Raw genomic sequence first — 22,884 nt, 5'->3', positions numbered from 1 at the left:
AAACCTTAAAGGCTAGGTTTAGGCCTTGTGAGCCAAGAGACTGAGATCCCAGAGTACTTCCACGAAGCCGTGCGCTCCATGTCGGAAGCACATGTGCGTCGCGGCATCAGCGTCGGCGATATTCGCCCTCCCCGCAACCTCGCACCCCTCAGCCACGCCATCGGCCTCGAGGTGCTGCCCGCCGACGAGGACACCCCCGGCGCCGAATCTAGCGCTACCCCCGCAGGCGACGCCTTTGGCCGCCTCATTCTGCTGCACGACCCGCAAGGCGAGGAGCAGTGGAAGGGCAAGAAAATGCGCATGGTCGCCTACATTCAGGCGGACATGGACGCCGCCGTTGCCTCCGACCCCCTGTTGCCGGATGTTGCCTGGGATTGGCTTAAAGAACAGCTCGATTCGCCGGAATGCGACTACACCGACCTCGGCGGAACGGTCACTTCTACCGCCTCTGTTCGTTATGGCGACATCGGTGGCCCGCCGCGTGCCTTCCAGCTGGAACTGCGTGCGTCCTGGACTGCCACCGGCTCTGACCTGACCGGCCACGTCCAGGCTTTTGCCGAGGTTCTGGCCAACGTCGCTGGCTTGCCACCAGAGGGTGTGACCGCACTCGCCTTCGGCGCCCGTTCCGCGGGCACCGCCAACGCCGCCAACGACTCTTAAATCGCACGCCTCCGCAGTGCAGCTCCAGCGGCCAGCAACGCGCCCGTGGCGTATCGTTGTCGTGTGAGCTTTGTATCTGTCCCCGCCGCCGGTACCCCGCCTCTGCGGGACACCCCGGAGCAGATCGAGGAAGCCACCCGCGCTCTCGCCGCGGGAACCGGCCCCATCGCCATCGATACCGAGCGCGCTTCCGCCTACCGCTACAACGACCGCGCCTTCCTCATCCAGCTGCGGCGCCGCGGTGCCGGAACCTTCCTCATCGACCCAGAAGCGCAGCCCACGGCCGCCGCCCGCATGTCGGAGGTCGTCAATAGCGCCGACTGGATCCTGCACGCCGCACACACGGATCTGCCCTGCCTGATGGCTCTGGGGTGGCACCCGCAGCGTCTGCATGACACACAGATCGCGGCTCAGATCCTCGGCGCCGAACGCATCGGGCTGTCCGGCCTGCTGGAGGATTTTTTCGGCATCGAAGTACCAAAGGACAAGGGCAACGCCGACTGGTCGCGCCGGCCACTGAACGCAGAAATGCTCAACTACGCGGCCTTGGACGTGGAATGGCTCATCGAGATCCACACGCTCTGCATACGGGAGCTCGCCGAAATGGGCCGCACCGAGTGGTACAGCCAGGAATGCGCCCACGTACTCGCATCCGCCACTGCCCTGACCGCCCCCGACTGGACGTCGCTAAAGGGGCTTTCCTCCCTGCGCGAGCCTCTGTCACGCAAGGTCGCCCACGACCTGTGGGAGGCGCGCGATCAACTGGCCCGCCACCGCGATCTATCCCCCGAAACCATCCTGCGCAGCCGCGACATCGTCGCCATCGCCGGTCACGTCGTCGACGATCCGAATGCTGCGCTGAAGCAACTCCGATTTTGTCTGCACCGCTCGCGGGTTCGCCTTGCCCCGCGGGCTCGCAGGCGGTTTACTGAGGTTCTTTCGGACGCCCTCACCTCCGCACCCTACGACCTCGAACTAGAGCACTACCGTGCGCCCCGGCACTCGTCCCCCGGGATTCCCGACCACAAGATCTGGTCCCAGGAATACCCGCGCGCCGCTGCCTACGCAGATGCAATCCTGTCTGCGGCGGACGACGTCGCCGATAATCTACAGATACGGCTGGATACCATCGTCACCAGGCGAAACCTGCGCAAAGCCGCCTGGGCCTGCTGGCTGGCGGAGGCCAGCCATGCCTACGACGGGGCGGCCGACCCACTGGCCGAATGGGAGGAGCTTCTGGGCACTCAATGGGAACGCCTGGGGCTGCGTCCGTGGCAGGTAGAGGTCCTCCTCAACGCCACCCTCCCCGCCGTGGCCGGGGTGTATAGCGGGGACTACAGCTTCTGGGCGTAACCCAGTACGGTGTCCACGACCGTGTCGACGTCCAAGCCGAGCTCCTCCAGCACTTCCCCGCGCGAGGCGTGAGCCAGGAACTTCTGCGGCACGCCCAGGATCCGTACCGGCACGTCAATGCCCGCGGCGGATAGCTCGTATTGCAGGGTGCTGCCGGCACCACCGTGGATGCCGTTGTCTTCGATCGTGACAACCAGATCGAAGTCCTGGGCCAGCTCCAGCAGGTTCTCCGACGTGGGAATGACCCAGTGGGGATCGACGACGGTGGCGGAAAAGTCGGCGTCACAAAGAGCTTGGGCGGCAGCGAGGGCCTGCGCGGCCAGAGCGCCGAAGGAAACAATGAGCACCTTCTTGCCAGAGTTGGCACCGTCGCCGCCCTGCTCGAAGAGCACGTCGTAGTCGGCTTCCTCTCGCACCGCAGGAATCGCTGCGGGGGCGTTGCCCTTCGGGAAACGCACCACGGTAGGCGCATCGTCGATGGCCACCGAACGGTCGAGTGCCAGCTCGAGGGTGCGCGCATCACGCGGCGCGGCGACGTGGATGCCCGGCACGATGCCCGTGATCGACAGGTCCCACATACCGTTGTGGCTGGCGCCGTCGGAGCCGGTGATGCCTGCGCGGTCGAGGACGAGTGTCACACCTAGCTTCAGCAGGGCGACGTCCATCAGCAGCTGGTCGAAGGCGCGGTTCAGGAACGTCGAATACACAGCAACGACGGGGTGCAGACCACCGAGCGCCAAGCCGGCTGCGGAGGTCACCGCATGCTGCTCGGCGATGCCGACGTCGTAAGTACGGCTGGGGTGTACCTTGGCGAAGTCGGCCAGACCCGTAGGGCCAGCCATGGCGGCGGTGATGGCAACTACGTCCTCGCGCTCGTTGGCGATATCGATCAGGCGATTGGAAAACACCTTGGTCCAGCTGATTGCGCCCTCGGTCTTCTTCGCCATCGACTCGCCGGTAATCGGGTCGATCACGCCGGTCGAGTGCATCTGGTCGGCCTCGTCCTGCTCCGCTGGGTCGAAACCCTTGCCCTTCTGCGTCACGGTGTGGACGATAACTGGGCCGCCGTAGTCCTTGGCATAACGCAGGGCGTTTTCCACCTGCTTGAGGTCGTGGCCGTCGACCGGGCCGATGTACTTCAGCCCCAGCTCCGGGAACATCTCGTGCGGGATAACGGTGTGCTTCACGCCCTCCTTGAAGCCGTGAATCACCTGGAAGGCACGGTCGCCGACCCAGCCCATGCGTCCGAGGGCGTTCTTTCCGGTATCCATCACCCGGTCGTACATGGGCTGTAGGCGCAGCGCGGCCAGGTTCTCGGCCAGGCCGCCGATCGTCGGGGAATAAGAGCGCCCGTTGTCGTTGACGACAACAACAAGGCTGCGCTTCTTTGCTGCAGCGATGTTGTTGAGCGCCTCCCAGGTCATACCACCGGTCAGGGCACCATCGCCCACGAGGGCAACGACGTGCCGGTGCACCTGCCCGGTGAGTTCAAACGCCTTGGCCAGACCATCCGCGTAGGACAGAGATGCGGAAGCATGGGAAGATTCAGTCCAGTCGTGCGGGGATTCCGCGCGGTCGGGATAGCCGGACAGGCCATCCTTTTGGCGTAGGGTATCGAAGAGGTCACGGCGACCGGTCAGGATCTTGTGCACATAGGCCTGGTGGCCGGTGTCAAAGATCAGCGGGTCCGACGGCGAATCGAATACCCGGTGCATCGCGATGGTCAGCTCCACTACGCCCAGGTTCGGCCCCAGGTGGCCGCCGGTGGCGGAGACCTTCTGGATCAGAAACTCGCGAATCTCCGCGGCCAGCTGTTCGAGCTGGTCTGCATCCAGTCCCTTTAGGTCAGCGGGCGAGGACACCTTGTCGAGAATTCCCATGTGAAGCTACTCTTCTCCATCCTTTATCGCGCGCCGATGAGTGATTTTCGTTCTATTCTAACGGCGCCCTAGCGAATTGAAAGAATCCGCTGTGAGTCCGCGCTGCTACCTAAGAATCAGCTCGTGAACCAGCTCGACGGCCACGGGTAGGAACTAGATATGCCAATAGCTCTACGTGGTGGTTAAGGCCGAATGCATCCACTACGCACAGCTCCTTGATCGCATAGCCCCGCTGAATCCATACACCCAGGTCACGGGCTGCAGTGGCAGGGTCACATCCGACGTGCACAACGTGGCGCGGCCGTGCCTTAGCGATGTCGGTAATTGCTTGCGCACCCGCACCCGTGCGCGGCGGATCCACAACCACGGCGTGGACTTTTCCGCCCCGCGGGAGGCTAGAAACGCTTCGGGCTACATCGGCGTCGACGAACTCAACGTTGTCGATTCCCGCCGCATCCAAGGCCCGCGCCCCGGCTTCACTGGCGCTCCCGGCAACGTCTACGCACACCACGCGGTCGGTTTTCCGGGACAGCGCGGCACTGAATACGCCCGCGCCGCCATAGAGGTCCCACGCGACGGAAGCGCGCTCCTTGCCCGCTGGCGGTATGTGCCGCGCGATCCAGCTGGAATAGAACTGCGGTGCAGCGCTGTGAGCCTGCCAGAAGTCCTGTACCTGGCTCTCCCACTGCACATCGAACTCGCGATCCAAGCCCTCGCCATAGTGCACCGTGCGGGTGACGGTGGGTAATGGTCCGCCCGTAAGCGCTTTCGCCTGCGGGCGTCCAGCCGATCCCTGCAGCTGCACCATGCGCCGGGTGCCGTCGTCCCCCACCGCCACGGCGATTTCCGTGTTCGGGGTCAGTCGCTCTGCCTCCTGCAGTTGGTGGATGTCCTGCGCCAAACCGTCCTTCAGTGCGTCACTCCACTGCGCGCATTCGTGCTCCACCGACACAACGTCGTGGGAGCCGCGGGCGCGTTGCCCGACGGTGCCTTGGGCGTAAACGGCCAGGCGCACTCGGGTTCGTGAACCCGCGTAAGGTTCCAGGCTCTTCGTGGTCACCTGGATCTGGTTCAACGTCTCGGCGTCGATCTTGCCCACCCGGCGCAGCTGGTCAAGCACGACCTGCTTCTTATAATCCAGCGCGCCGATAGCGTCCACAAAGTCCAGGTCACAGCAGCCCGCTCCCGCCTTCGCTGCTGGGCACAGAGGTTCCACGCGGTGCGGGTGTGGCTGGCCGACCGCTGTCGCCTCACCGGTCCGGAAGCCCTTCTTGGAGTTCGATTTCCGCGCCGGATCCAGCGCAACCGTCACATCTTGCTCCCCGGGCAGCCCACCGCGCACAAACACGACTTGTCCGTCTAGCCGACCAATCACGGTGCCGCCGTTGGCTGGCCCCTCCAGGTTGATCACTACTTCTTCCGTCTTAGTGACGCCCATCCGCTTCCACTTCTTCGTCATTTCCCACGGTGCTGTCGGTCTCCGCCTTCTCGGGTTGATCAGCGTTCTCCAGGTGTCGGCCCTCCGCCTTGTTCGCAGCCTTGACGGCCCAGACGGTGACGGCCACCGCGACAAGAGTCAACGGCCATCCCATGGCAATACGGGTGTACCCCAGCGCGTCGGTTTTGTCGGCCACATAGAGCCACTGCTGAATGCCGAAGCGTGCAAGGAACACCAGTGCCCAGGCAATCGTGGCGATGTTGAATGCCTGCACGGCCCGACGGTTAGTGCGCCAACGCTGGTCGTCGCCATTGATTCCGCGCCAGATCACGCCGACCAGGGGCCAGCGGACAAAGATCGAAATGATGAAGGCGATGCCTGCCACCAGCGAATACCAGATGCCGTAGGCGAAATATCCCTTTGCATCCCCCATGAACCAAGCAATGGCTGCGCACAGCGCGACGGCCATGAAGCCGGATATTGCGGGCTGTAGATTTTCCTTTCGCGCCAGCCGCCACACCAGGATCGCCACCGCTACTGCGAGCGCGGAAATCAAAGCAGGTGTTAGCCCCCATTGACTGTTCACAGGCACGAGGACAAGCACGGGCAGGGTCGACGAAACCAGCCCGGACAGACCACCCATCTGCTCTAGCAGAGTGCCCGGCTCTTCCTTGGTTTGGCTCTGCTTCTGTCCAGATTCCGCCGATTCGGTCGATTCGGCCATTACTGCTGTTCTCCGCCGTTCTGTTCGCCTTCCATCTGCCGCAGCTGTTGCTCCATCTGCTCCTGCAGAGGCGGTGGCATCAACACCGGCAGCGCCTGACCAGCCGGGATCGGATCATTGCCACGCCGGATAAAGGTACGTGCGACGATCTCTCGGGCGATCAAAGCCAGATCCTCGGCCTTGGACTTTTCACCAGCCAACGTCATGCGGAACATCCAGCGCGGGCCGTTGGCGCCGATGATGCGCATCTGCCCCTCACCAGCGACTGCACAGATTTCCTGGCCCCACGGGCCATCCTCCAGGTGCACTTCCAGCCCGTCCTTGGTCATGCCCGCCACGGTCTCGTCGATGGTTTCGGCCCACAGGTCGCCGTTGCGAGGTGCAGCGAAAGCTACGGGTGTCAGGCGACCACCGTCAACCTGCAAGTGAATCATCTGTGGCCCCTCCGGCCCCATCTCCACAATCACTCCACCGCCACGAGGCACTGGAATCACCATGGAACCCAGGTCGAGGGCATCGTCGGAGAAGTCCGAGAAGTCGAAGTCCTCGAAGTTCACGGTGTCACCGTCAAAGGGACCGAAGTCGTTGTCTTCCTGCCCCTGCTCGGCCACCACCTGCTCCATCTCTTCAGCGGGGTTGTTGTCCTTCTTCTTGCGCCCAAACATCATCAAACTCCGATTCTCTGGATTGGCTTACTTCTGTGACTAGCTTCTATGTGTCTTATACGCCGGTCGACCCGTACCCGGACGCGCCACGGACGGTCTCCCCCAGGTCGTCGACACTGTCTACTTCCTCCACGTCGCACAGGCTCACTTCCTGTACCAACAGCTGCGCGATGCGCTCACCGCGGGCCAACTCAATCGGCTGCTCCGGATCCAAGTTGATTAGGCATACCTTGATCTCACCGCGGTAATCTGCATCGATCGTCCCCGGCGCATTCACGATGGAAAGCCCCTTCTTCAGTGCAAGCCCACTGCGCGGGTGCACCAACCCCACAGTCCCTACCGGCAGTCCAATGGCGATGCCTGTGCCCACAAGCTCCCGGTGCCCCGGGGCAATGGTCACATCCGTCGCTGCGTAAAGGTCGATGCCCGCATCCGTCGGGTGGGCGCGACGCGGCAAGGGCAGCTCCTTGTCCAACCGGACGATGCGCAGCGGGGCGTCGCTACCAAAAGAGCTAGTGCTATCAGTTGCATTCTGCTTAGAGGTCACGATCACCAAGACTAACAAGTCAGCGGGCAAAGTTACGATGTCCAAACGCGGTGGGGCTAGAATTGCTTCACAGCACTAGAAGCGAACAATCAACAGGAGTTTTCAAGTGGCATCGGACAATCAGCAGGAAAAGCTGCTGTATTCGGAGCATCAGCGTGTCCCCCTGGTGTGGTGGCTCTTCGCCGCAGGCGTTGTGGCAATCATTTCCTGGCAGGCGCAGATGGGCCGACCGATGTGGGCTTTCTACGTCGCCCTGGTTGTTTCCGGAGCGCTGGCCATCTGGGCTCTAATCCACTTCTCCCGCACCAAAGTGCAGGTCACAGAGGATTCTTCCGGTGAGCGCTGGCTCCACGTCGGCCCCGCTAAACTGCCCGCGGAAGTGGTCAGCCGGAGCCTGGTAATTCCCCCCACCGCTAAGCGCGCCGCCATGGGGCGCCAGCTGGACCCTGCCGCATATGTCGTGCACAAAGGCTGGATCCCAACGATGGCAATGTTGGTTTTGAACGATCCGGACGATCCCACGCCCTATTGGCTGATTTCCACTAAGGAACCTCAAGAGGTTCTAGAGAAGCTGGGGAGCCCGATCTACTAACTGGTTCTTCTGTAAGGGCTATTAGCGCCGTCCTTACAGCTAAGGGCAGAACTGAGCGCTATGCGCAGTCCTTACAGATGTACTCGCCGTCACTGACGGTCTCTGCAATGCAGCTGCGGTGCTGCACCAGGAAGCAGACGCTGCACGTGAACTCGTCGTTTTGACGCGGGATGACAGAACCCGATAGTTCCTCACCGGACAGATCCGCCATCGGAACGTCGAAGGGTTCAACGATCTCGCCGTCGTCGGTATCAGAGATTGCTGGCTCGGCCTTTTCCGCCGCTTTCAGACCCTCCAGAGAGTCGGTCTCGATGTCGTCTTCGGAACGTCGCCGGGGTGCGTCGTAGTCAGTCGCCATGTGGGGATCCTTCGTGATGAACTAGCTGAAAATTGCTTAAATTTGCTCGCTGTTCGCGGATCGTAGAGCACCAGTACCGCACTTGTCACTTTCACGCGCGGTAGGGGCGACTATTGGGGTACTTCCCCTCCCCCCGCGCCTAGTCCGCAAGCAACCCAGCGAGCTCAACAGCAACGCCGGGTTTAACGGCCATAACCAGCGCTTTTTCTTCCTTCATCACGTCGTAGTCAGGCGCTGCCACAATCGCCCCCGCCCGCGCTGCAATGAGCGCTCCGGCGGCATGGTCCCACGGCCCCAATCCGTGCTCGAAATACGCATCCACTTCCCCGCTGGCTACGCGGCAGAGGTCCAACGCGGCCGAACCGATGCGACGGATATCACGCACCCGCGGCAGCAGTCGCGTCAGCCGCTCGGCTTGGCGGCGCCGGTCCTCGGCCACGTAGGAGAACCCCGTCGCTACCAAAGCGCGGCCCAGGCTCGCTTCAGCCTGCGCCGGAACGACACGCAGCACTTCTTCGCCACCCTCACCAGCGCTGCCAGCTCCGCTGAGTCGCCGTGCCGGTCCTCCAGCGTGTGCCACGTATGCCTCACCAGCCTTCACATCGACAACCACGCCCGCCACCGGCTGACCATCCACCACTGCGGCAATACTCACCGCATATGCAGGTACGCCGTAGAGGAAGTTCACGGTTCCATCGATCGGATCTACGATCCACAGAACCTCCCCGCCAGCCCCGTCACCTGCACAGTCCCCGTCACTCAGCCCGCTTTCCTCACCAAGTACCCGGGAACCCGGCACTCGCTCCACCAGCTGCTCACGAATCAGCTTCTCGCTGGCTTGATCTACCTCCGTGACGGGGTCCACATCGGAGGTTTTCGTCCCCAGCACGCCAACGTGACCATGCTCGTCGGCCAGTTCGGCTCGGCGGCGTCGAATAAGAGCAGCGGCATTCAGCGCCACCTCGAGGGCTACGACCTCTAGCTGGGCAGGGCTCAGGGTTTCTTTATTTATCGACGCCCGATCCTCCCGCCCCGTGACGGCTTCATCGAAGACGTAAAGCTGCACCTTGCCGGGGCTATCTTTCTGCGTGCTGTTGAGGACGCGTGCTACATCGTGGGCGATGTGGGAACTTTCCATGAGCACCACTGTGCCATAATCGCCACCGTAATCACCTCCGACAACTCAGCGGAGTAATGAAGGTTCAAGGTAGGGTTAAGCGCATGACTGAGGATATTTCCAGCCAGGGTGAACAGCACAAGCAGCAGCTGAGTTTCGGTGTAGATATCGGCGGCTCCGGCGTCAAAGGCGCCGTGGTGGACTTAAACACCGGTGAACTGGTCACCGAACGCTTCAAGATCCTCACGCCGAAGCCCTCTACCCCGGATGCGGTGGCAGAGGTCGTACGCAAGCTCATGGACATGGCAGAGTGGAACGGCCCAGTAGGCGTGACAGTCCCGGCCGTCGTGAAGAACCAGCGCGCCCGCACTGCAGCCAATATCGATAAGTCTTGGATCGACACCGACCTGCAAGAGCTGTTCAAGCGCCACCTCGGGGAACGCGAAATCGCAGTGCTGAACGACGCTGACGCAGCCGGCCTGGCAGAGGTTGAGTACGGAGAGGCCAGCGCCAAGGAGGGAGCGGTGCTGATGCTGACCTTCGGCACCGGAATTGGGTCTGCGATGCTGTGCGACGGCCACCTCTTCCCCAACTCCGAGCTGGGGCACCTTCCCTACGACAAGAACGGCGATGTGGAGTGGTACGCAAGTTCCGCGGCCAAGGATCGCGAGGAGCTGTCTTACAAGAAGTGGGCTGCGCGCGTGGACGAGGTTCTGCACGCTTACAGTGCGCTGTTTAGCCCCCAGCGCTACATCGTCGGCGGTGGTATCTCCCGCAAGGCAGACAAGTGGGTGCCTTTGCTGACCGTCGAGCAGGAAGTTATTCCCGCCAAGCTTCGCAACCAGGCAGGCATCATCGGCGCCGCCATGGCCGTGCGTGACGGAATCAAACCATAGAAAGACCGGGGACCCTTGGCACACGTGCCAATTTTTTGGGTTATAATGGGCGGTCGATTCCCAGAATAGGGGTTCGCAGAACCCCCTAGACCAATGGTTGCGGGCGTGCCGTAACCTGGTGCAATCCAATTCCCTACAGGAATGTGGCCACCACATGCGGCCATTCGTTGCACCATGCACTACGAGCGAAAGGGCTTCCGTGGCAGCGAACGACTCGACCACCACCGGCGATGACGCACAGGGTGTTGTGCGTAAGGTAGCAAAAAAGACGGCAGCGAAGAAGACTGCCCGCAAGGTGGCAAAGAAGTCGACGGCCGCGAAGAAGACTGCAGCTAAGAAGGTTGCACCCAAGGCAGCCACGTCGAACGACGTGGATACGACCAATGCGGTTGAGGAGCAGGCGTCCACTCCCGTGAAGAAGGCGGCGAAGAAGACCGCTAAGAAGACGGCGAAGAAGGTCGCAAAGAAGACTGCCAAGAAGGCCGCGAAAAAGACTGCGAAGAAGACCACCCGCAAGGCCACGAAGAAGGCAACCACCAAGCGGGGAACCAAGGCAGCAAAGGCCGCCGCAGAGGCCGCTGAAGTCGCTGAGGAAACGACGAAGGCGACTGCCGCGCAGGTCGAGGGCAAGGACAACGACGCTGACGTAGATAACGACGACTTCGACCGCGACCCGGACGACCTCGATGACATCGATAACCTGGACGACGACCTAGACGACCTGGACGATCTCGATGACCTGGACGACGACCTCGACGATGACGATGACTTGGAAGATGACGACCTCGACGATGATCTAGAGGACGACGATCTGAACGAGGACGACGAAGATTCCGATGACGATGACTCGGATGACGACGAGGAAGAGAAAAACGACGGTAGCTTCGTCTGGGACGAGGATGAATCCGCCGCGCTGCGCCAGGCACGGAAGGACGCGGAGCTTACCGCCTCTGCGGACTCCGTCCGTGCGTACCTGAAGCAGATCGGCAAGGTAGCCCTGCTGAATGCAGAGCAGGAGGTCTCCCTCGCCAAGCGAATTGAGGCCGGCCTCTACGCCGCCTACCGCCTGCAGGAGATCAAGGAGTCGGGTGAGAAGCTCTCCCCGATGAACCGCCGCGACCTCCGCGAAATCGACCGCGATGGTCGCCGTGCAAAGAATCACCTGTTGGAGGCCAACCTGCGACTGGTGGTTTCCCTTGCGAAGCGCTACACCGGCCGTGGCATGGCCTTCCTGGACCTCATCCAGGAAGGCAACCTGGGTCTGATCCGTGCGGTGGAAAAGTTCGACTACGTCAAGGGCTACAAGTTCTCCACGTACGCCACCTGGTGGATCCGCCAGGCCATCACCCGCGCAATGGCGGACCAGGCTCGCACCATCCGCATTCCGGTACACATGGTGGAGGTCATCAACAAACTGGGCCGCATCCAGCGCGAGCTGCTGCAGGATCTGGGCCGCGAGCCCACCCCCGAAGAGCTGGCCCGCGAAATGGATATCACCGTGGACAAGGTGCTGGAGATCCAGCAGTACGCCCGCGAACCGATCTCCCTGGATCAGACCATCGGCGACGAGGGCGATTCCCAGCTGGGCGACTTCATCGAGGATTCGGAGGCCGTCGTGGCCGTCGATGCGGTTTCATTCACCCTGCTGCAGGATCAGCTGCAGGACGTCCTGCACACCCTGTCCGAGCGTGAGGCTGGTGTGGTGAAGCTGCGCTTCGGCCTGACAGACGGCATGCCACGCACTTTAGACGAGATCGGCCAGGTCTACGGCGTAACGCGTGAGCGCATCCGCCAGATCGAGTCCAAGACGATGTCGAAGCTGCGCCACCCGTCGCGCTCCCAGGTTCTGCGCGACTACCTGGACTAGTCCAGATCTCGGCGCCTCGCGGCTACTTGTTCTGGTTGTTCTTCACGCAGTCGGAGAACTCCGTGCCGCGGAGGGTTTCGCACCCCTCGATGCTCTTCATCGCGGCCTGTGTGAAGAAGATCGCCATAGCCATCGAAATCACCGCCAGAACCAAGCCAATGATTGCGTAGCTGCGCTGCGTTCCCCGGCGGTTCGCCCTGATCACAGCAATTATTCCCACCACAATGGCTACCGCAGCCACGACCACGCCAACCAGGGGGAAGATAGCTGCGGGGATCGCCAGTATGCCAACAAGCAGCGCCGCCAAGCTCAACCCGCCGACGGCGCGGGGTTGTATCTTTTGGCGCTCAATCTTCTGTGCATGGGACTTGTCCAGATCGGTGTAATCTTCCCGAGCCACGTGGCCTGCCTTTCAGTGCCCTTTTTTTCAGAGCCCTATTTCAGGGCTCTAGTGCCTATTGCCTTCGACGACGTACATGCTAATTCCTACCAGTCTCTCAGATAGGCGATGCGATCCCGTAACTGCTGTGCGGTACACAGCGCCGTGGCCGGACCACCGCAGTTTCGCCGGGCATCGTTGTGAATCTGCCCGTGAGGCTTTCCTGTCCGAGCCGACTTCATCGACACTAGCGCATTCAATTCCTTCCGCAGCGCGGGAATTTCCTCGCTGGCCACACGCTTGTTCCGCAGATCAGCGCCACTGCCTTCGGGCGCGGGGTTCTGCTTCTCCTGCTTGCGGCGCTGTTCCTCTTCCTTCGCCCGGGCATCCAATTGCTCGGCTTGGCGCTGGCGCAACAACGTACGCATCTGGTCGGCGTCCAAAAGACCGGGAAGGCCAAGGTAGGCCTGCTCCTCGTCCGATCCGCTCAGCGTCGCAGTGCCGTAGGTCGATCCGTCGAAAATCAGACTGTCGAGTTCGGCCTCGGCGCCGACCGACTCATAGCCTTTATCCTCTTCGGGCTCGTTCTTTTCCTGGTTGGCCTGCTGCAGCAGCTCGTCGTCCCAGCCTTCGTTCGGCCGATCTGGCTTGCCGAGCACGTGGTTGCGCTGCTGCTCCATCTTCGACGCCAACTCAAGCAAGACCGACACGCTAGGCAGGAAGATGGACGCCGACTCTCCCGGCCGCCGCGAACGCACGAAACGGCCAATAGCCTGGGCGAAGAACAGTGGTGTGGAGGACGACGTCGCGTACACGCCCACGGCCAGACGCGGAACGTCCACGCCCTCGGACACCATGCGCACGGCCACCATCCACTCATCAGTGCTGGCGGAGAACTCCTTGATGCGCTCCGAGGCCCCGGCCTCGTCAGAGAGCACGACCGTGACGGGGGTGTTGCTGATCCGTTCGAGGATCTTCGCGTAGGCGCGGGCTGTCGTCTTGTCGGTGGCGATCACCAACCCGCCCGCGTCCGGGGTTGTCTCCCGCAGCTGCTGCAGACGTGTCTGCGCCGCATTCAACACGGCGGGGATCCAGTCGCCCTTGGGGTCCAGTGCGGTGCGCCAAGCACGAGCGGTCTGTTCAGCGTTCAGCGGCTCCCCCAGGCGAGCCTCGAACTCCTCACCGGCAGAGTTACGCCACCGCGCCTGCCCGGAATACGCCAGGAACACCACGGGGCGCACCACGCCGTCCTTCAATGCGTCCGCGTAACCGTAGGTGTAGTCGGCGGAGGAAACCAGCGCGCCGTCGGCGCCCTCCACGGCCTCGTAACGCACAAACGGGATCTGCGAATCGTCGGAACGGAACGGCGTACCCGTGAGCGCCAGGCGCCGCTCGACGTGCGCATAGGCCATCCGCACGCCGTCACCCCAGCTCTTCGCGTCGCCGGCATGGTGAATCTCGTCAAGGATCACCAACGTCTTCTTCGCGGTCGCGACCTGGTAGTGCTTGGTGGGCTTCATTCCCACCTGGGCATAGGTCACGCACACTCCGTCGTAGGAGTTGTTGAACGGTGAGGAGTTCGTGAACTCAGCGTCGAGCGCAATCCCCTGCCCCGCTGCGGACTGTGCCCACTGCACCTTCAGGTGCTCTGTGGGCACAACGATGATCAGCCGGTCAACCGTGCGGGTGTCTAACAGCAGCCGCGCGATCGTCAGGGCGAAAGTCGTCTTACCCGCTCCCGGGGTTGCCACCGCCAGGAAGTCCTGCGGGCTGGTCTCGACGTATTTGTTCAGTGCCTCCTGCTGCCATAGGCGGAGGTGCTTCACTTCTTGCGCAGCCCCTTGTAGATCTGCTCGCAATCCGGGCAGACGGGCGACCCCGGCTTCGCCTGCTTGCGCACGGGGAAGGTCTCACCGCACAGTGCCACGACAAGCTTGCCCATCACGGCGGATTCGACGATCTGGTCCTTCTTTACGTAGTGGAAGAACTTCGGTACATCGTCATCCGTCGTCGAGTCTGTGTTGACTTCGGGGCGTTCAATCGTTGTCGTACTTGGGTTACTCACAGTTCACCATCATGCCCCTGAATCTGCCTGTTTTCCAGCCGCGTACTAGCGTGGGTTCCATGGCAGTTGCACGAAAAAGGAAAACGGGAGGTGAATCCCGTTCCAGGCGTGTCTCACAGGTGGAAGTGATCACGGATGCGAAAAGTTCGCCCCTGGAAGGCTGGCACCACCGTCGCAGGGTTTATACCGTGCTGCAGATCCTGCGCATCCCTCTGCTCGCTGCGAGTGCAGTGGTGATGCTGGTGACCCATAACGCTGCCCTGGCTGTGGGGGTGGCGGTGATCAGCATTCCGCTGCCGTGGATCGCGGTGCTCTTGGCCAACGAGACTGGCCAGGTCGACGAGACCACCAACAAGGTTTATAAACCCGCCCTCGTCCGCGAACAGCGCCGTGCCCAGCGCGCCGCATTGTCGGGTGAATCGGCCCGGCCGATGATCGAGTCCACCGAATCGGCCCCGCAGGTCATTGATCACCTCGAAGCCCCCGACTCCCCCTGACGACTAGCAAGGATCCACTATGTCTGCCCATTCTTGTAGCCCTTCTTGTAGTCCCAGTGCAGCTACCGAACAACTGGTTCGCACCCTTATCGCGCGTGGGTATGGCTCTGCCCTGATCTTGGAGGCGCTCGGCGAAGAAGGTGTCGCCGCCGTGCAATCTGGTTCGCCCGCGGCGGCGCACTGGCACCTGCAGCGCCGCAATGCTGCGGGCGCGCAACTGGTCGCCGCCATATATTTACGACGCCCCCAGCCAGCCACCTTCTACCAGGATCTCGTCGGGGCAGATGTGACCTCCGGCTTGGTGGCAGAGCATGCCCTGGTCAGCGCCGACGATCAGCTGCAGCTCAACCTCGACATTCGCCCTGCCCACCATCCTGCGCACGGCAACGCGGAAGTACTGGTGCTGTCCGATCCGGATGCGTCCCTGGACCTCCGTATCCCGGGTTCCGATCACGTCCCCGGCGTCGGCAACGCTCCCCTTTCGCTTCTGAACTCCATTCCCCGGCTTCCCGAAGAAGCTAGAGTGTTGGACCTCGGCACGGGCTCCGGTGTGCTTGCGATGGTGTTGGCCGCCAACTACAGCGCAAGCCGCCCAAAAATTTTTGGCAGCGATATCCACGCCCGCGCACTGGCCTACGCCCGCGTCGCCGCCGCGGCGCAAGGCCTGGAAGAGCCCCTAATCAACTGGGTTGAGGGCTCGTGGTTCGAGCCTTTTGCAGGCGAGGAGTTCGACGTCATCGTCGCGAACCCGCCCTTCGTCATCGGTCCGTCTGTGGATCTGGACGCCGCAGAGGGGCACGTGTATCGCGATTCCGGCCTGCCCCTGGACGCCGCCAGCAAACTAGTGGTTGAGAATTCCGTCGCGCACCTTGCCCCCGCCGGCCACGCGCACCTGTTGGCCGGCTGGGCTCTCGAGGATGAGGGCTCTGCCGCGGAGCGCATCCTCAGCTGGCTTCCCGACGAAGGCGCCCGCGCCTGGGTGCTACAGCGCGAGGAGGTGGATATCGCCACCTATGTCACGACTTGGCTGCGGGATGAGAGCATTGATCCGCGCAGCGCAGACGGGCAGCGCCGCACCACCGAGTGGTTGGACTACTTTGCCACCCACGGAATCACCCGCATTGGCCTGGGATGGATTCACATTGAGAAAATTTCAGGCCCCACCGAGCTGACCGTCGAAACGCTGTCCCACGGGCTACCAGCAGGAGCTTTCCTGGGCCAGGAGGTAGCCGAGTGGTTCGCCCGCTCCCGCTGGATCGACGACTTGGAGGTCCCTGGGCGTTCGGCCCGCGACGCGATAGTGGGATCGCGCTATCAGCTGCGACGTGGCGTCATACTAGAAAAAACAGCAAGCACCACGAACCAGGGCTACGGCGACGAAGAGTTAGCGCTCACCCGAACCGAGGGTCCGGGGTGGACACACCAGATCGATGCGGCGCTGGCGGCGATTCTGGCGGGCCTGAACTGGGAAGGACTGAACCTCGGCGACGTCGCCGAGCTCTATCACGCCGTCAACGGCCAGGAACTGGACCTAGAGGCCGAGCAGCTAGTGGACCAGTTGGTGCCGATTGCGATTGATTTGGTGCGGCACGGGATGATTGTGCCGGAAGACCTGCGGGAAAGGAACGGGAACGAATGAAAGCAGTGGTAAGTACAGTCAGCAGTGCCGAAGTAACAGTCGACGGCGAGGTCGTCGGGGCGGTTCAGGGGCCGGCGCTTTTGGCTCTGGTGGGCATCGGAGTGGACGACGTGACGAATAACGAGTCGGTGGAAAAGATGGCGCGGAAGATCGCAGAGCTGCGCCTTCTCCCCGCAGACGGAGAGGCATGGGACAGGCCACGGAACCACTCCGTGGAGGAAGTCGGCGGGCAGGTGTTGCTGGTAAGCCAGTTCACCCTGATGGGGGAAACGAAAAAGGGCCGCCGACCGTCCTGGGCGAACGCTGCCCCCGGCGAGGCAGCGCAGCCAATCTTCGACCGAATCGCCGAATTGCTACGCAAGCGCGGGATAGTTGTAGAAACAGGTCGATTCGGGGCGATGATGAAGGTCTCCAGCGCCAATGAGGGGCCGTTTACCGTATTGATCGAGACCTGAATCAGCACCCTCATCGAGCGCTAAATAACCTGGTCGGCTAAGATTTTTCTGGCTACGGCGCTGCGCGGGTTCACTCCCTAACCCCTGTGCGGGGGTACACACAGTTCCCTCCTTGTGGGCGTGTGGGGAACAATTCGACGCAGTAGTCCGTTAACCCCTTAGAGCTTCGGCACAAACCCACACATCTTGAACGGCTTGAGCGCTATCGAGCCACAGGAGGAACACCAGCACTATGAGCAACTCCATGTTTGATGACGACATCCAGGCCGTCAGCAACGATCGAGGGATTAACGGCAGTTCCGCCGACGATAGCGATAAAAAAGAGGACAAAGGTCGGCGCCGGGGTAACAACGAAAACCCTTCGGCTGACCTCGTGCGCGTGTACCTCAACGGCATCGGCAAGACTGCCCTGCTGACCGCAGAGGACGAAGTCGAGCTTTCCCAGCGCATCGAGGTAGGCCTGTACGCCGAACACCTGCTGGCAACGGCGGAGAAGCTAACCCGCGCGAAGAAGCGCGACTTGAAGGTGCTGGCTCGCGAGGGCAAGGCAGCGCGCAGCCACCTGCTAGAGGCCAACCTGCGACTCGTCGTTTCCCTGGCCAAGCGCTACACCGGCCGCGGAATGCCCCTGTTGGATCTGATCCAGGAGGGCAACCTGGGACTGATCCGCGCGATGGAGAAGTTCGACTACACCAAGGGCTTTAAGTTCTCTACCTACGCCACCTGGTGGATCCGCCAGGCCATCACCCGTGGCATGGCCGACCAGTCCCGCACGATTCGCCTGCCCGTCCACCTGGTGGAGCAGGTCAACAAGCTGTCCCGCATCAAGCGCGAGATGTACCAGCAGCTGGGGCGCGAGGCCACCAACGAGGAGCTGTCAGAAGAGTCCGGCATTGAGGAATCGAAGATTGAGATGCTGCTGAAGCAATCCCGCGATCCGGTGAGCTTGGACATGCCAGTCGGTAGCGATGAAGAAGCTCCCCTGGGTGACTTCATCGAGGATTCCGAGGCAACCGACGCAGAGACCGCAGTTGTGGCTTCCCTGCGCCACTCCGATGTGCGCGCAGTGCTGGGCACTCTGGAGGAGCGTGAGCAGGACGTCATCAAGCTACGTTATGGCCTGGACGATGGCATGCCCCGCACGCTGGATCAGATTGGTCGCCGCTTCGGGCTGTCCCGCGAGCGGGTTCGCCAGATTGAGCGCGAAGTGATGGCCAAGCTGCGCGAGGGCGACCGCGCGAACAAGCTGCGCGAATACGCAGTCTAAGCTCGAACTTAAGCTTCTGCCCCAAGCCCCGACAGTCGGGGCTATAATCGGTCGAAGTCAATCAGTATAGAAAGGGCGTAGCGCTGGTGAGGGATCTCGTCGATACCACTGAGATGTATCTCCGAACGATTTACGAGTTGGAAGAAGAAGGAATTCCTCCGCTGCGCGCCCGCATCGCCGAGCGGCTGGATCAGTCCGGCCCTACCGTGAGCCAGACGGTTGCGCGCATGGAGCGCGATAATCTGCTGACCGTTGAAAAGGATCGTTCCCTGAAGCTCAGCGCACAGGGGCGTGAACTTGCTACCGCCGTCATGCGCAAGCACCGCCTGGCCGAGCGCCTGCTGACGGACGTTATTGGACTGCCCTGGGAGAAGGTGCACGACGAAGCCTGCCGCTGGGAGCACGTCATGGGCGACGAAGTCGAAGTGCAGCTAGTCAAGGTTCTAAGCGAATACTCCACCTCCCCATTCGGCAACCCGATCCCCGGACTTGACGAGCTGATGGATAGCGTCCCGGAGGCAGAACGTGCCGACATGCGAGACAAGATCCGCACGCTGCAGGAAGGCTCCTCGCAGCGCGCCTCTGACCTCGATCCGGCAGAGCCCATCACGGTCAAGATCCTGAGTATCAACGAAATCGTTCAGGTCGAGCACAAGTTGATGGCGAAGTTCCACGCGCTGGACATGCGACCCGGCAGCGTCGTCACCTTGGTCGCTACCGAGGACGGCCTGGAGTTCGGCAACGACAACGGCACCATGGTCGTGCCGGAAGAACTATCCCACGCCGTGCGGGTAAAGGAGACCAACTAGTCAGTGCGGTAGCGTTGGACGTGTGAACAATATCGATCTTTCCACCTCCGTCCTACCGCCTTCCTCCCACATCGTGGTCACCGGCGGTGCCGGCTACGTCGGCAGTGTCTGCGCCACCGTACTTCTCGAACACGGCTTCCGTGTGACCGTCGTCGACGATCTAACCACCGGCAACGGGTACGCAGTTCCGGACGGCGCGAACTTCGTTGAGGGCGATATCCGCGATGTAATCTCCGACGTCTTCGCCGCCGGGGATGTCGCTGCAGTAATGCACTTCGCCGCCCGCTCGCTGGTCGGCGAATCGGTGGAGAAGCCGGATATCTACTGGCACAACAACGTAGGAACTAGCCTTTACCTGCTGGATCAGATGCACGAGCATGGGGTGAAGAACCTTGTGTTCTCCTCCACTGCCGCCACCTATGGCGAGCCGGAGCAGGTGCCCATCACCGAGGACATGCCAACCGCGCCAACCAATCCTTATGGCGCCTCCAAGCTGGCAATCGACCACATGATCACCTCCTACGCAAAGGCCTATGGTCTGGGTGCCACGTCCCTGCGCTACTTCAACGTAGCCGGCGCCTACGGCACTATCGGTGAGAACCACAAGGTGGAAACGCACCTGATTCCGCTGGTTTTGCAGGTCGCGCTCGGCCACCGCGAACACATCTCTATCTTCGGCACCGATTACGCCACCGCCGATGGAACTGCAGTGCGCGATTACATCCACATCCGCGATCTCGCGGACGCGCACCTCCTGGCAGCAGCTTCCAATGCCTCCGGCACCCACCGCATCTTCAACCTGGGTTCCGGCGACGGATTTAGCGTGCGCGAGGTCATCGAGACCTGCCGAGAGGTCACGGGCCATCCGATCCCAGCGATCGAATCCCCCCGTCGCGCTGGCGACCCGGCCACTCTTATCGCTTCCTCTGCGAAGGCGAAGTCAGAGTTGGGGTGGAACCCCACCCGCTCCGACCTGCACACCATCATCTCCGACGCGTGGGCCTTCAGCGGACAACTGGGTGATAGGTTGCATTCCGCACAGCGTTAATCGCATCCCAATCCACCGTCTGGAGTAGTCGCTCGTATTCCCAAGCTATGTCGAGTCCGGCGTATTCGCGGACGGTGACATATGAATGCTCCCCTTCAGGAGCTTCATTTTCGCTGGCTTCTTCGCTGCCATCTTCGGCCGCGTCCAGATCCATCTGCACATTCGCCATCACGGTGCAGGCCGCGCGCACGGCCTTGGCTAGCAGTAACTTGATCATTCCACGCTGGTGGGCATCCAACGCTGCGATCGCGATATCCACGGTGAAGCTGTCCATGTCGGAAAGCTGCAGTTCGCCGTCGAAGGAGGCTTCATTCTCTACCCTGTGCAGCACATCCTCCGGTGCATCGGCGAGGCTATCCGTCTCCTCGTCATCGCTCCACGGCGCCTGCCCCAGATGATCCAGCATGTGGCAGGCATCCTCCGCGCGGAGATCAGCCTGCAGCTCCTCTAGCAGGCGATTCAAGGTGTGATAGGCCAACACTCCCTCGTCGTTTGCAGAGGCCACAAGGGCCAAGATCAGCATCACTCGCCGGCGCACAGCTCCTGTCGTCCGACGGGCCGTGCTGGCCAGCATCTCCCGCAAAATCGCGCTATTCGCGCCCAACGACCAAGCGATGACCAGCGTGTGCAGCAATTCGTCACTGCAGACGGCGGCCAAGCTATCCACCAAGTATTCGTGCTCGCACTCTTGCTCTAGCACCCGCGTGCCGTTGGCTACGGAGGCGACTGATATCAGCACTTGGATCAGATCCACCGTCGAGGCCTCCCCACGATCCTCGATGATCCAGTCGGGTTCCAGGAGGTTCGCCGGATCCAGCCACTGTTCCATCTCCTCCCTGCCACGCATCTTGCGTGCTCCGCTTAAGGCACTGATGTCGGCCAGCTCATTGGTCTCTACGCTATCCACCGTGCCCTTTTCCCCGTCCAGCAGGTCGGTCCACTCCTCCCCCGTGGCGATACGCCGAACGATCAGGGCGGATTGCAGCTCCACGCAGTCGCGCTGGAGTTGGTTCGTGGCGGTTGCCATACAGGTCCCCAGGCAGTCGTCATTGTTTCCGATCGCGAGGATGATGGCCTCTGCCGCTGGGGCGTCACAAAGAATCCGAGAGAGACCGCGCACCGCTTCGTCGACGGCAACGGGGTGTAGATCGCAACGCAGGACCGGACCAATGCGGAAGCGACGATGCCCCTCCGCCAGCGAATCCGTGTCGGCGGACGCGACAAGACCAATGAGAACCATGGAATCGACGGGCGGGAATCCCAGCAGCGAGGGGATCGCGGCGATGAGCTTCCCCTTATCTGCGCCGAGGTGAACCGAAGGGGTGGGAATAGATTGTGTGCTGTGCTGGTTGTCTTCTGGTGAGTTGTTCATGCCACAGATAGTCGCCGAGGGAAGAGCTTTTCGCCGACGCGCGGGAGAACTTCGGCATGGAAGCCCCAGGGGCCTGTGGATAACTCACAACTGTGAATAAACGTGTCCGAAGCGCCTGATAGGCTAGGCAGACGGTGCTTGGTTGGACACAGGTTCCGCCGGAAGGGAGAGCGAAACTATGCATGAGCACTTCGAAAACAACGACCGCACAGAGCAGCAGTCGACGGGACGGATGTACGAGCTAGAATACCCAGCTCCGATCCAATTCGATCGACAGTCTATCGCCGACGAACCAGCTGTGCTGGGTGAAGGCACGTCTGGCGATGGCGCGCCCAGCGAAGAGCTGCCGATGCTCGTAGCCCTGCAGGGCTACGCGGATGCGGGGCAAGCTGTGTCCAGCGCCAGCTCTCACCTCCTTGCCGCCCTCGAGCACAGCCCCGTGGCCTCGTTCAAGATTGACGAGCTGATCGACTACCGTTCCCGGCGCCCCGGCGTGACGATCGATAATTCCAAGGTCGTGGACAGCGAGGACATTCGTCTTGACCTGCACCTTGTGAAGGATACGCAGGGTCGCCCGTTCTTGCTGCTGAGCGGTCTGGAACCAGATCTGAAGTGGGGTGCTTTTAGTGACGCCGTCGTGGATCTGGCCCGCCGTGGTCAGGTAGGCATGGTGGCCTCCCTGTATTCCGCGCCGATGACGGTTCCGCACACTCGTAGCCTGGTGATCTCTGCGCACGCTTCGGAGGCGTCGCTGATCCGGGATTACCACACCTGGGATTCCCGCATGATTGTCCCCGGTGCGGCGGCGCTGGAGACCGAGAAGAAGCTGAACCGGCATGGCTTTGAGACCATCGGTTTCACGGCCCACGTTCCGCATTACATCGCGGCCTCCGACTACCCAGAGGCAACCCTGCGACTGCTGCAGGCTTTCGGCGAAGTTGCCAACCGCGAACTGCCGTTGAAGGCGCTGGAGGGCGAGCTGGAGCGGGTTCAGCGCCAGCTGCAGGACCAGGTCGACGATTCGCAGGAGATTGCGACGGTCGTCAGCGCACTGGAGCAGCAGTACGACGCGGAAATGGAGCGGATGCGCCGCAAGCGGGAAAACAATCTGCTGCAGCCCGGCCAGGATATCCCCACTGGCGAAGAGCTAGGGGCGGAATTCGAGGCCTTCCTACAGAACATGTCGGACGAGGGCGGCAGCGATGGCGGCTCCGCTGGCACCGACGGCCCGGAAGAAAACAAGTAGAGGAAAAGTA

The 22,884-nt window shown here is 62.0% G+C and carries 23 protein-coding genes; 12 read left to right on the top strand and 11 right to left on the bottom strand.

Annotation, left to right across the window (positions count from 1 at the left end; all coding sequences use genetic code 11):
- Nucleotides 1-27 precede the first annotated feature (27 nt).
- Nucleotides 28-660, top strand: coding sequence for a DUF3000 domain-containing protein (locus L8U58_RS02430; RefSeq protein WP_034972824.1), 633 nt, complete (start codon nt 28-30; stop codon nt 658-660).
- Nucleotides 661-723: 63 nt separating this feature from the next.
- On the top strand, nt 724-2,013 hold the full coding sequence (locus L8U58_RS02425; RefSeq protein WP_269954620.1) for a ribonuclease D: 1,290 nt from the start codon (nt 724-726) through the stop codon (nt 2,011-2,013).
- Here the strand turns inward: L8U58_RS02425 and dxs are convergent.
- From dxs to dut, 5 genes are all read right to left on the bottom strand, one after another.
- Entirely contained in the window at nt 1,995-3,893 is a 1,899-nt protein-coding gene (dxs, locus tag L8U58_RS02420) for a 1-deoxy-D-xylulose-5-phosphate synthase (RefSeq protein ID WP_035002339.1), read from the bottom strand. The two genes, L8U58_RS02425 and dxs, sit on opposite strands and share 19 nt — an antisense overlap.
- Before the next feature lie 109 nt (nt 3,894-4,002).
- A complete protein-coding gene (locus L8U58_RS02415; protein WP_269954619.1) occupies nt 4,003-5,352 on the bottom strand; it encodes a class I SAM-dependent RNA methyltransferase in 1,350 nt (449 codons plus the stop codon).
- A complete protein-coding gene (locus L8U58_RS02410; RefSeq protein ID WP_034972831.1) occupies nt 5,318-6,055 on the bottom strand; it encodes a DUF3159 domain-containing protein in 738 nt (245 codons plus the stop codon). Before L8U58_RS02410 ends, L8U58_RS02415 begins: the two co-directional genes overlap by 35 nt.
- A complete protein-coding gene (locus L8U58_RS02405; RefSeq protein ID WP_269954618.1) occupies nt 6,055-6,723 on the bottom strand; it encodes a DUF3710 domain-containing protein in 669 nt (222 codons plus the stop codon). The genes L8U58_RS02410 and L8U58_RS02405 overlap by 1 nt, the downstream gene beginning before the upstream one ends.
- Nucleotides 6,724-6,775: 52 nt before the next feature.
- The gene (gene dut, locus L8U58_RS02400; RefSeq protein WP_051891512.1) at nt 6,776-7,267 is read right to left on the bottom strand and encodes a dUTP diphosphatase; all 492 of its coding nucleotides are present in this window, start codon (nt 7,265-7,267) and stop codon (nt 6,776-6,778) included.
- Nucleotides 7,268-7,373: 106 nt separating this feature from the next.
- Between dut and L8U58_RS02395 the strand changes: the two genes are divergently transcribed.
- Nucleotides 7,374-7,859 (top strand): DUF3093 domain-containing protein, encoded by a 486-nt coding sequence (locus tag L8U58_RS02395; protein ID WP_034970694.1) that lies wholly within the window; start codon nt 7,374-7,376, stop codon nt 7,857-7,859.
- A gap of 58 nt (nt 7,860-7,917) precedes the next feature.
- Here the strand turns inward: L8U58_RS02395 and L8U58_RS02390 are convergent, their stop codons facing one another.
- Together L8U58_RS02390 and L8U58_RS02385 are read right to left on the bottom strand one after the other, a co-directional pair.
- Nucleotides 7,918-8,217, bottom strand: a complete 300-nt coding sequence (locus tag L8U58_RS02390; RefSeq protein ID WP_034970692.1) for a DUF4193 domain-containing protein — start codon at nt 8,215-8,217, stop codon at nt 7,918-7,920.
- Nucleotides 8,218-8,356: 139 nt separating this feature from the next.
- The gene (locus L8U58_RS02385; RefSeq protein ID WP_269954617.1) at nt 8,357-9,355 is read right to left on the bottom strand and encodes an inositol monophosphatase family protein; all 999 of its coding nucleotides are present in this window, start codon (nt 9,353-9,355) and stop codon (nt 8,357-8,359) included.
- An 83-nt stretch (nt 9,356-9,438) separates the two neighbouring features.
- Between L8U58_RS02385 and ppgK the strand changes: the two genes are divergently transcribed.
- Complete coding sequence (gene ppgK, locus L8U58_RS02380) at nt 9,439-10,230, top strand: polyphosphate--glucose phosphotransferase (RefSeq protein ID WP_051879474.1); 792 nt, start codon at nt 9,439-9,441, stop codon at nt 10,228-10,230.
- Between the two features lie 199 nt (nt 10,231-10,429).
- Nucleotides 10,430-12,097 carry an RNA polymerase sigma factor gene (locus tag L8U58_RS02375; RefSeq protein ID WP_269954616.1) on the top strand — a complete coding sequence of 556 codons (1,668 nt, stop codon included), beginning with the start codon at nt 10,430-10,432 and terminating at the stop codon, nt 12,095-12,097.
- Between the two features lie 22 nt (nt 12,098-12,119).
- On the opposite strand, the gene L8U58_RS02370 is transcribed toward L8U58_RS02375, so the two are convergent.
- The 3 genes from L8U58_RS02370 to L8U58_RS02360 all read right to left on the bottom strand — a co-directional run bounded on the left by L8U58_RS02370 (nt 12,120) and on the right by L8U58_RS02360 (nt 14,541).
- A complete protein-coding gene (locus L8U58_RS02370) occupies nt 12,120-12,497 on the bottom strand; it encodes a hypothetical protein (protein WP_034991690.1) in 378 nt (125 codons plus the stop codon).
- Between the two features lie 86 nt (nt 12,498-12,583).
- Nucleotides 12,584-14,302: a DEAD/DEAH box helicase gene (locus tag L8U58_RS02365; protein WP_034970686.1), complete on the bottom strand. Its 1,719-nt coding sequence runs from the start codon at nt 14,300-14,302 to the stop codon at nt 12,584-12,586.
- Nucleotides 14,299-14,541, bottom strand: a complete 243-nt coding sequence (locus L8U58_RS02360) for a DUF3039 domain-containing protein (RefSeq protein ID WP_034970683.1) — start codon at nt 14,539-14,541, stop codon at nt 14,299-14,301. Before L8U58_RS02360 ends, L8U58_RS02365 begins: the two co-directional genes overlap by 4 nt.
- 119 nt (nt 14,542-14,660) lie before the next feature.
- Between L8U58_RS02360 and L8U58_RS02355 the strand changes: the two genes are divergently transcribed.
- The 6 genes from L8U58_RS02355 to galE all read left to right on the top strand — a co-directional run bounded on the left by L8U58_RS02355 (nt 14,661) and on the right by galE (nt 20,256).
- Entirely contained in the window at nt 14,661-15,038 is a 378-nt protein-coding gene (locus L8U58_RS02355) for a DUF3099 domain-containing protein (RefSeq protein ID WP_237745473.1), read from the top strand.
- 19 nt (nt 15,039-15,057) lie between these two features.
- Entirely contained in the window at nt 15,058-16,677 is a 1,620-nt protein-coding gene (locus L8U58_RS02350; RefSeq protein WP_269954615.1) for a DUF7782 domain-containing protein, read from the top strand.
- A complete protein-coding gene (gene dtd, locus L8U58_RS02345; protein ID WP_034970677.1) occupies nt 16,674-17,132 on the top strand; it encodes a D-aminoacyl-tRNA deacylase in 459 nt (152 codons plus the stop codon). Before L8U58_RS02350 ends, dtd begins: the two co-directional genes overlap by 4 nt.
- A gap of 232 nt (nt 17,133-17,364) precedes the next feature.
- A complete protein-coding gene (locus L8U58_RS02340) occupies nt 17,365-18,399 on the top strand; it encodes a sigma-70 family RNA polymerase sigma factor (protein ID WP_420839822.1) in 1,035 nt (344 codons plus the stop codon).
- An 86-nt stretch (nt 18,400-18,485) separates the two neighbouring features.
- Nucleotides 18,486-19,208, top strand: coding sequence for a metal-dependent transcriptional regulator (locus tag L8U58_RS02335; RefSeq protein WP_034970675.1), 723 nt, complete (start codon nt 18,486-18,488; stop codon nt 19,206-19,208).
- Between the two features lie 22 nt (nt 19,209-19,230).
- Entirely contained in the window at nt 19,231-20,256 is a 1,026-nt protein-coding gene (gene galE, locus L8U58_RS02330) for a UDP-glucose 4-epimerase GalE (protein ID WP_237744187.1), read from the top strand.
- Here galE and L8U58_RS02325 read toward each other — a convergent pair.
- A complete protein-coding gene (locus L8U58_RS02325) occupies nt 20,213-21,628 on the bottom strand; it encodes a DUF4192 family protein (RefSeq protein ID WP_269954614.1) in 1,416 nt (471 codons plus the stop codon). The two genes, galE and L8U58_RS02325, sit on opposite strands and share 44 nt — an antisense overlap.
- Before the next feature lie 178 nt (nt 21,629-21,806).
- Here L8U58_RS02325 and L8U58_RS02320 point away from each other — a divergent pair, with 178 nt between their 5' ends.
- Complete coding sequence (locus L8U58_RS02320) at nt 21,807-22,874, top strand: PAC2 family protein (RefSeq protein ID WP_034970674.1); 1,068 nt, start codon at nt 21,807-21,809, stop codon at nt 22,872-22,874.
- The last annotated feature ends 10 nt before the right edge of the window (nt 22,875-22,884 follow it).

The sequence above is a fragment of the Corynebacterium macclintockiae genome, from assembly GCF_027570165.1.
GTDB lineage: Bacteria > Actinomycetota > Actinomycetes > Mycobacteriales > Mycobacteriaceae > Corynebacterium > Corynebacterium macclintockiae.
This window is presented reverse-complemented; position numbering and strand designations above follow the sequence as displayed.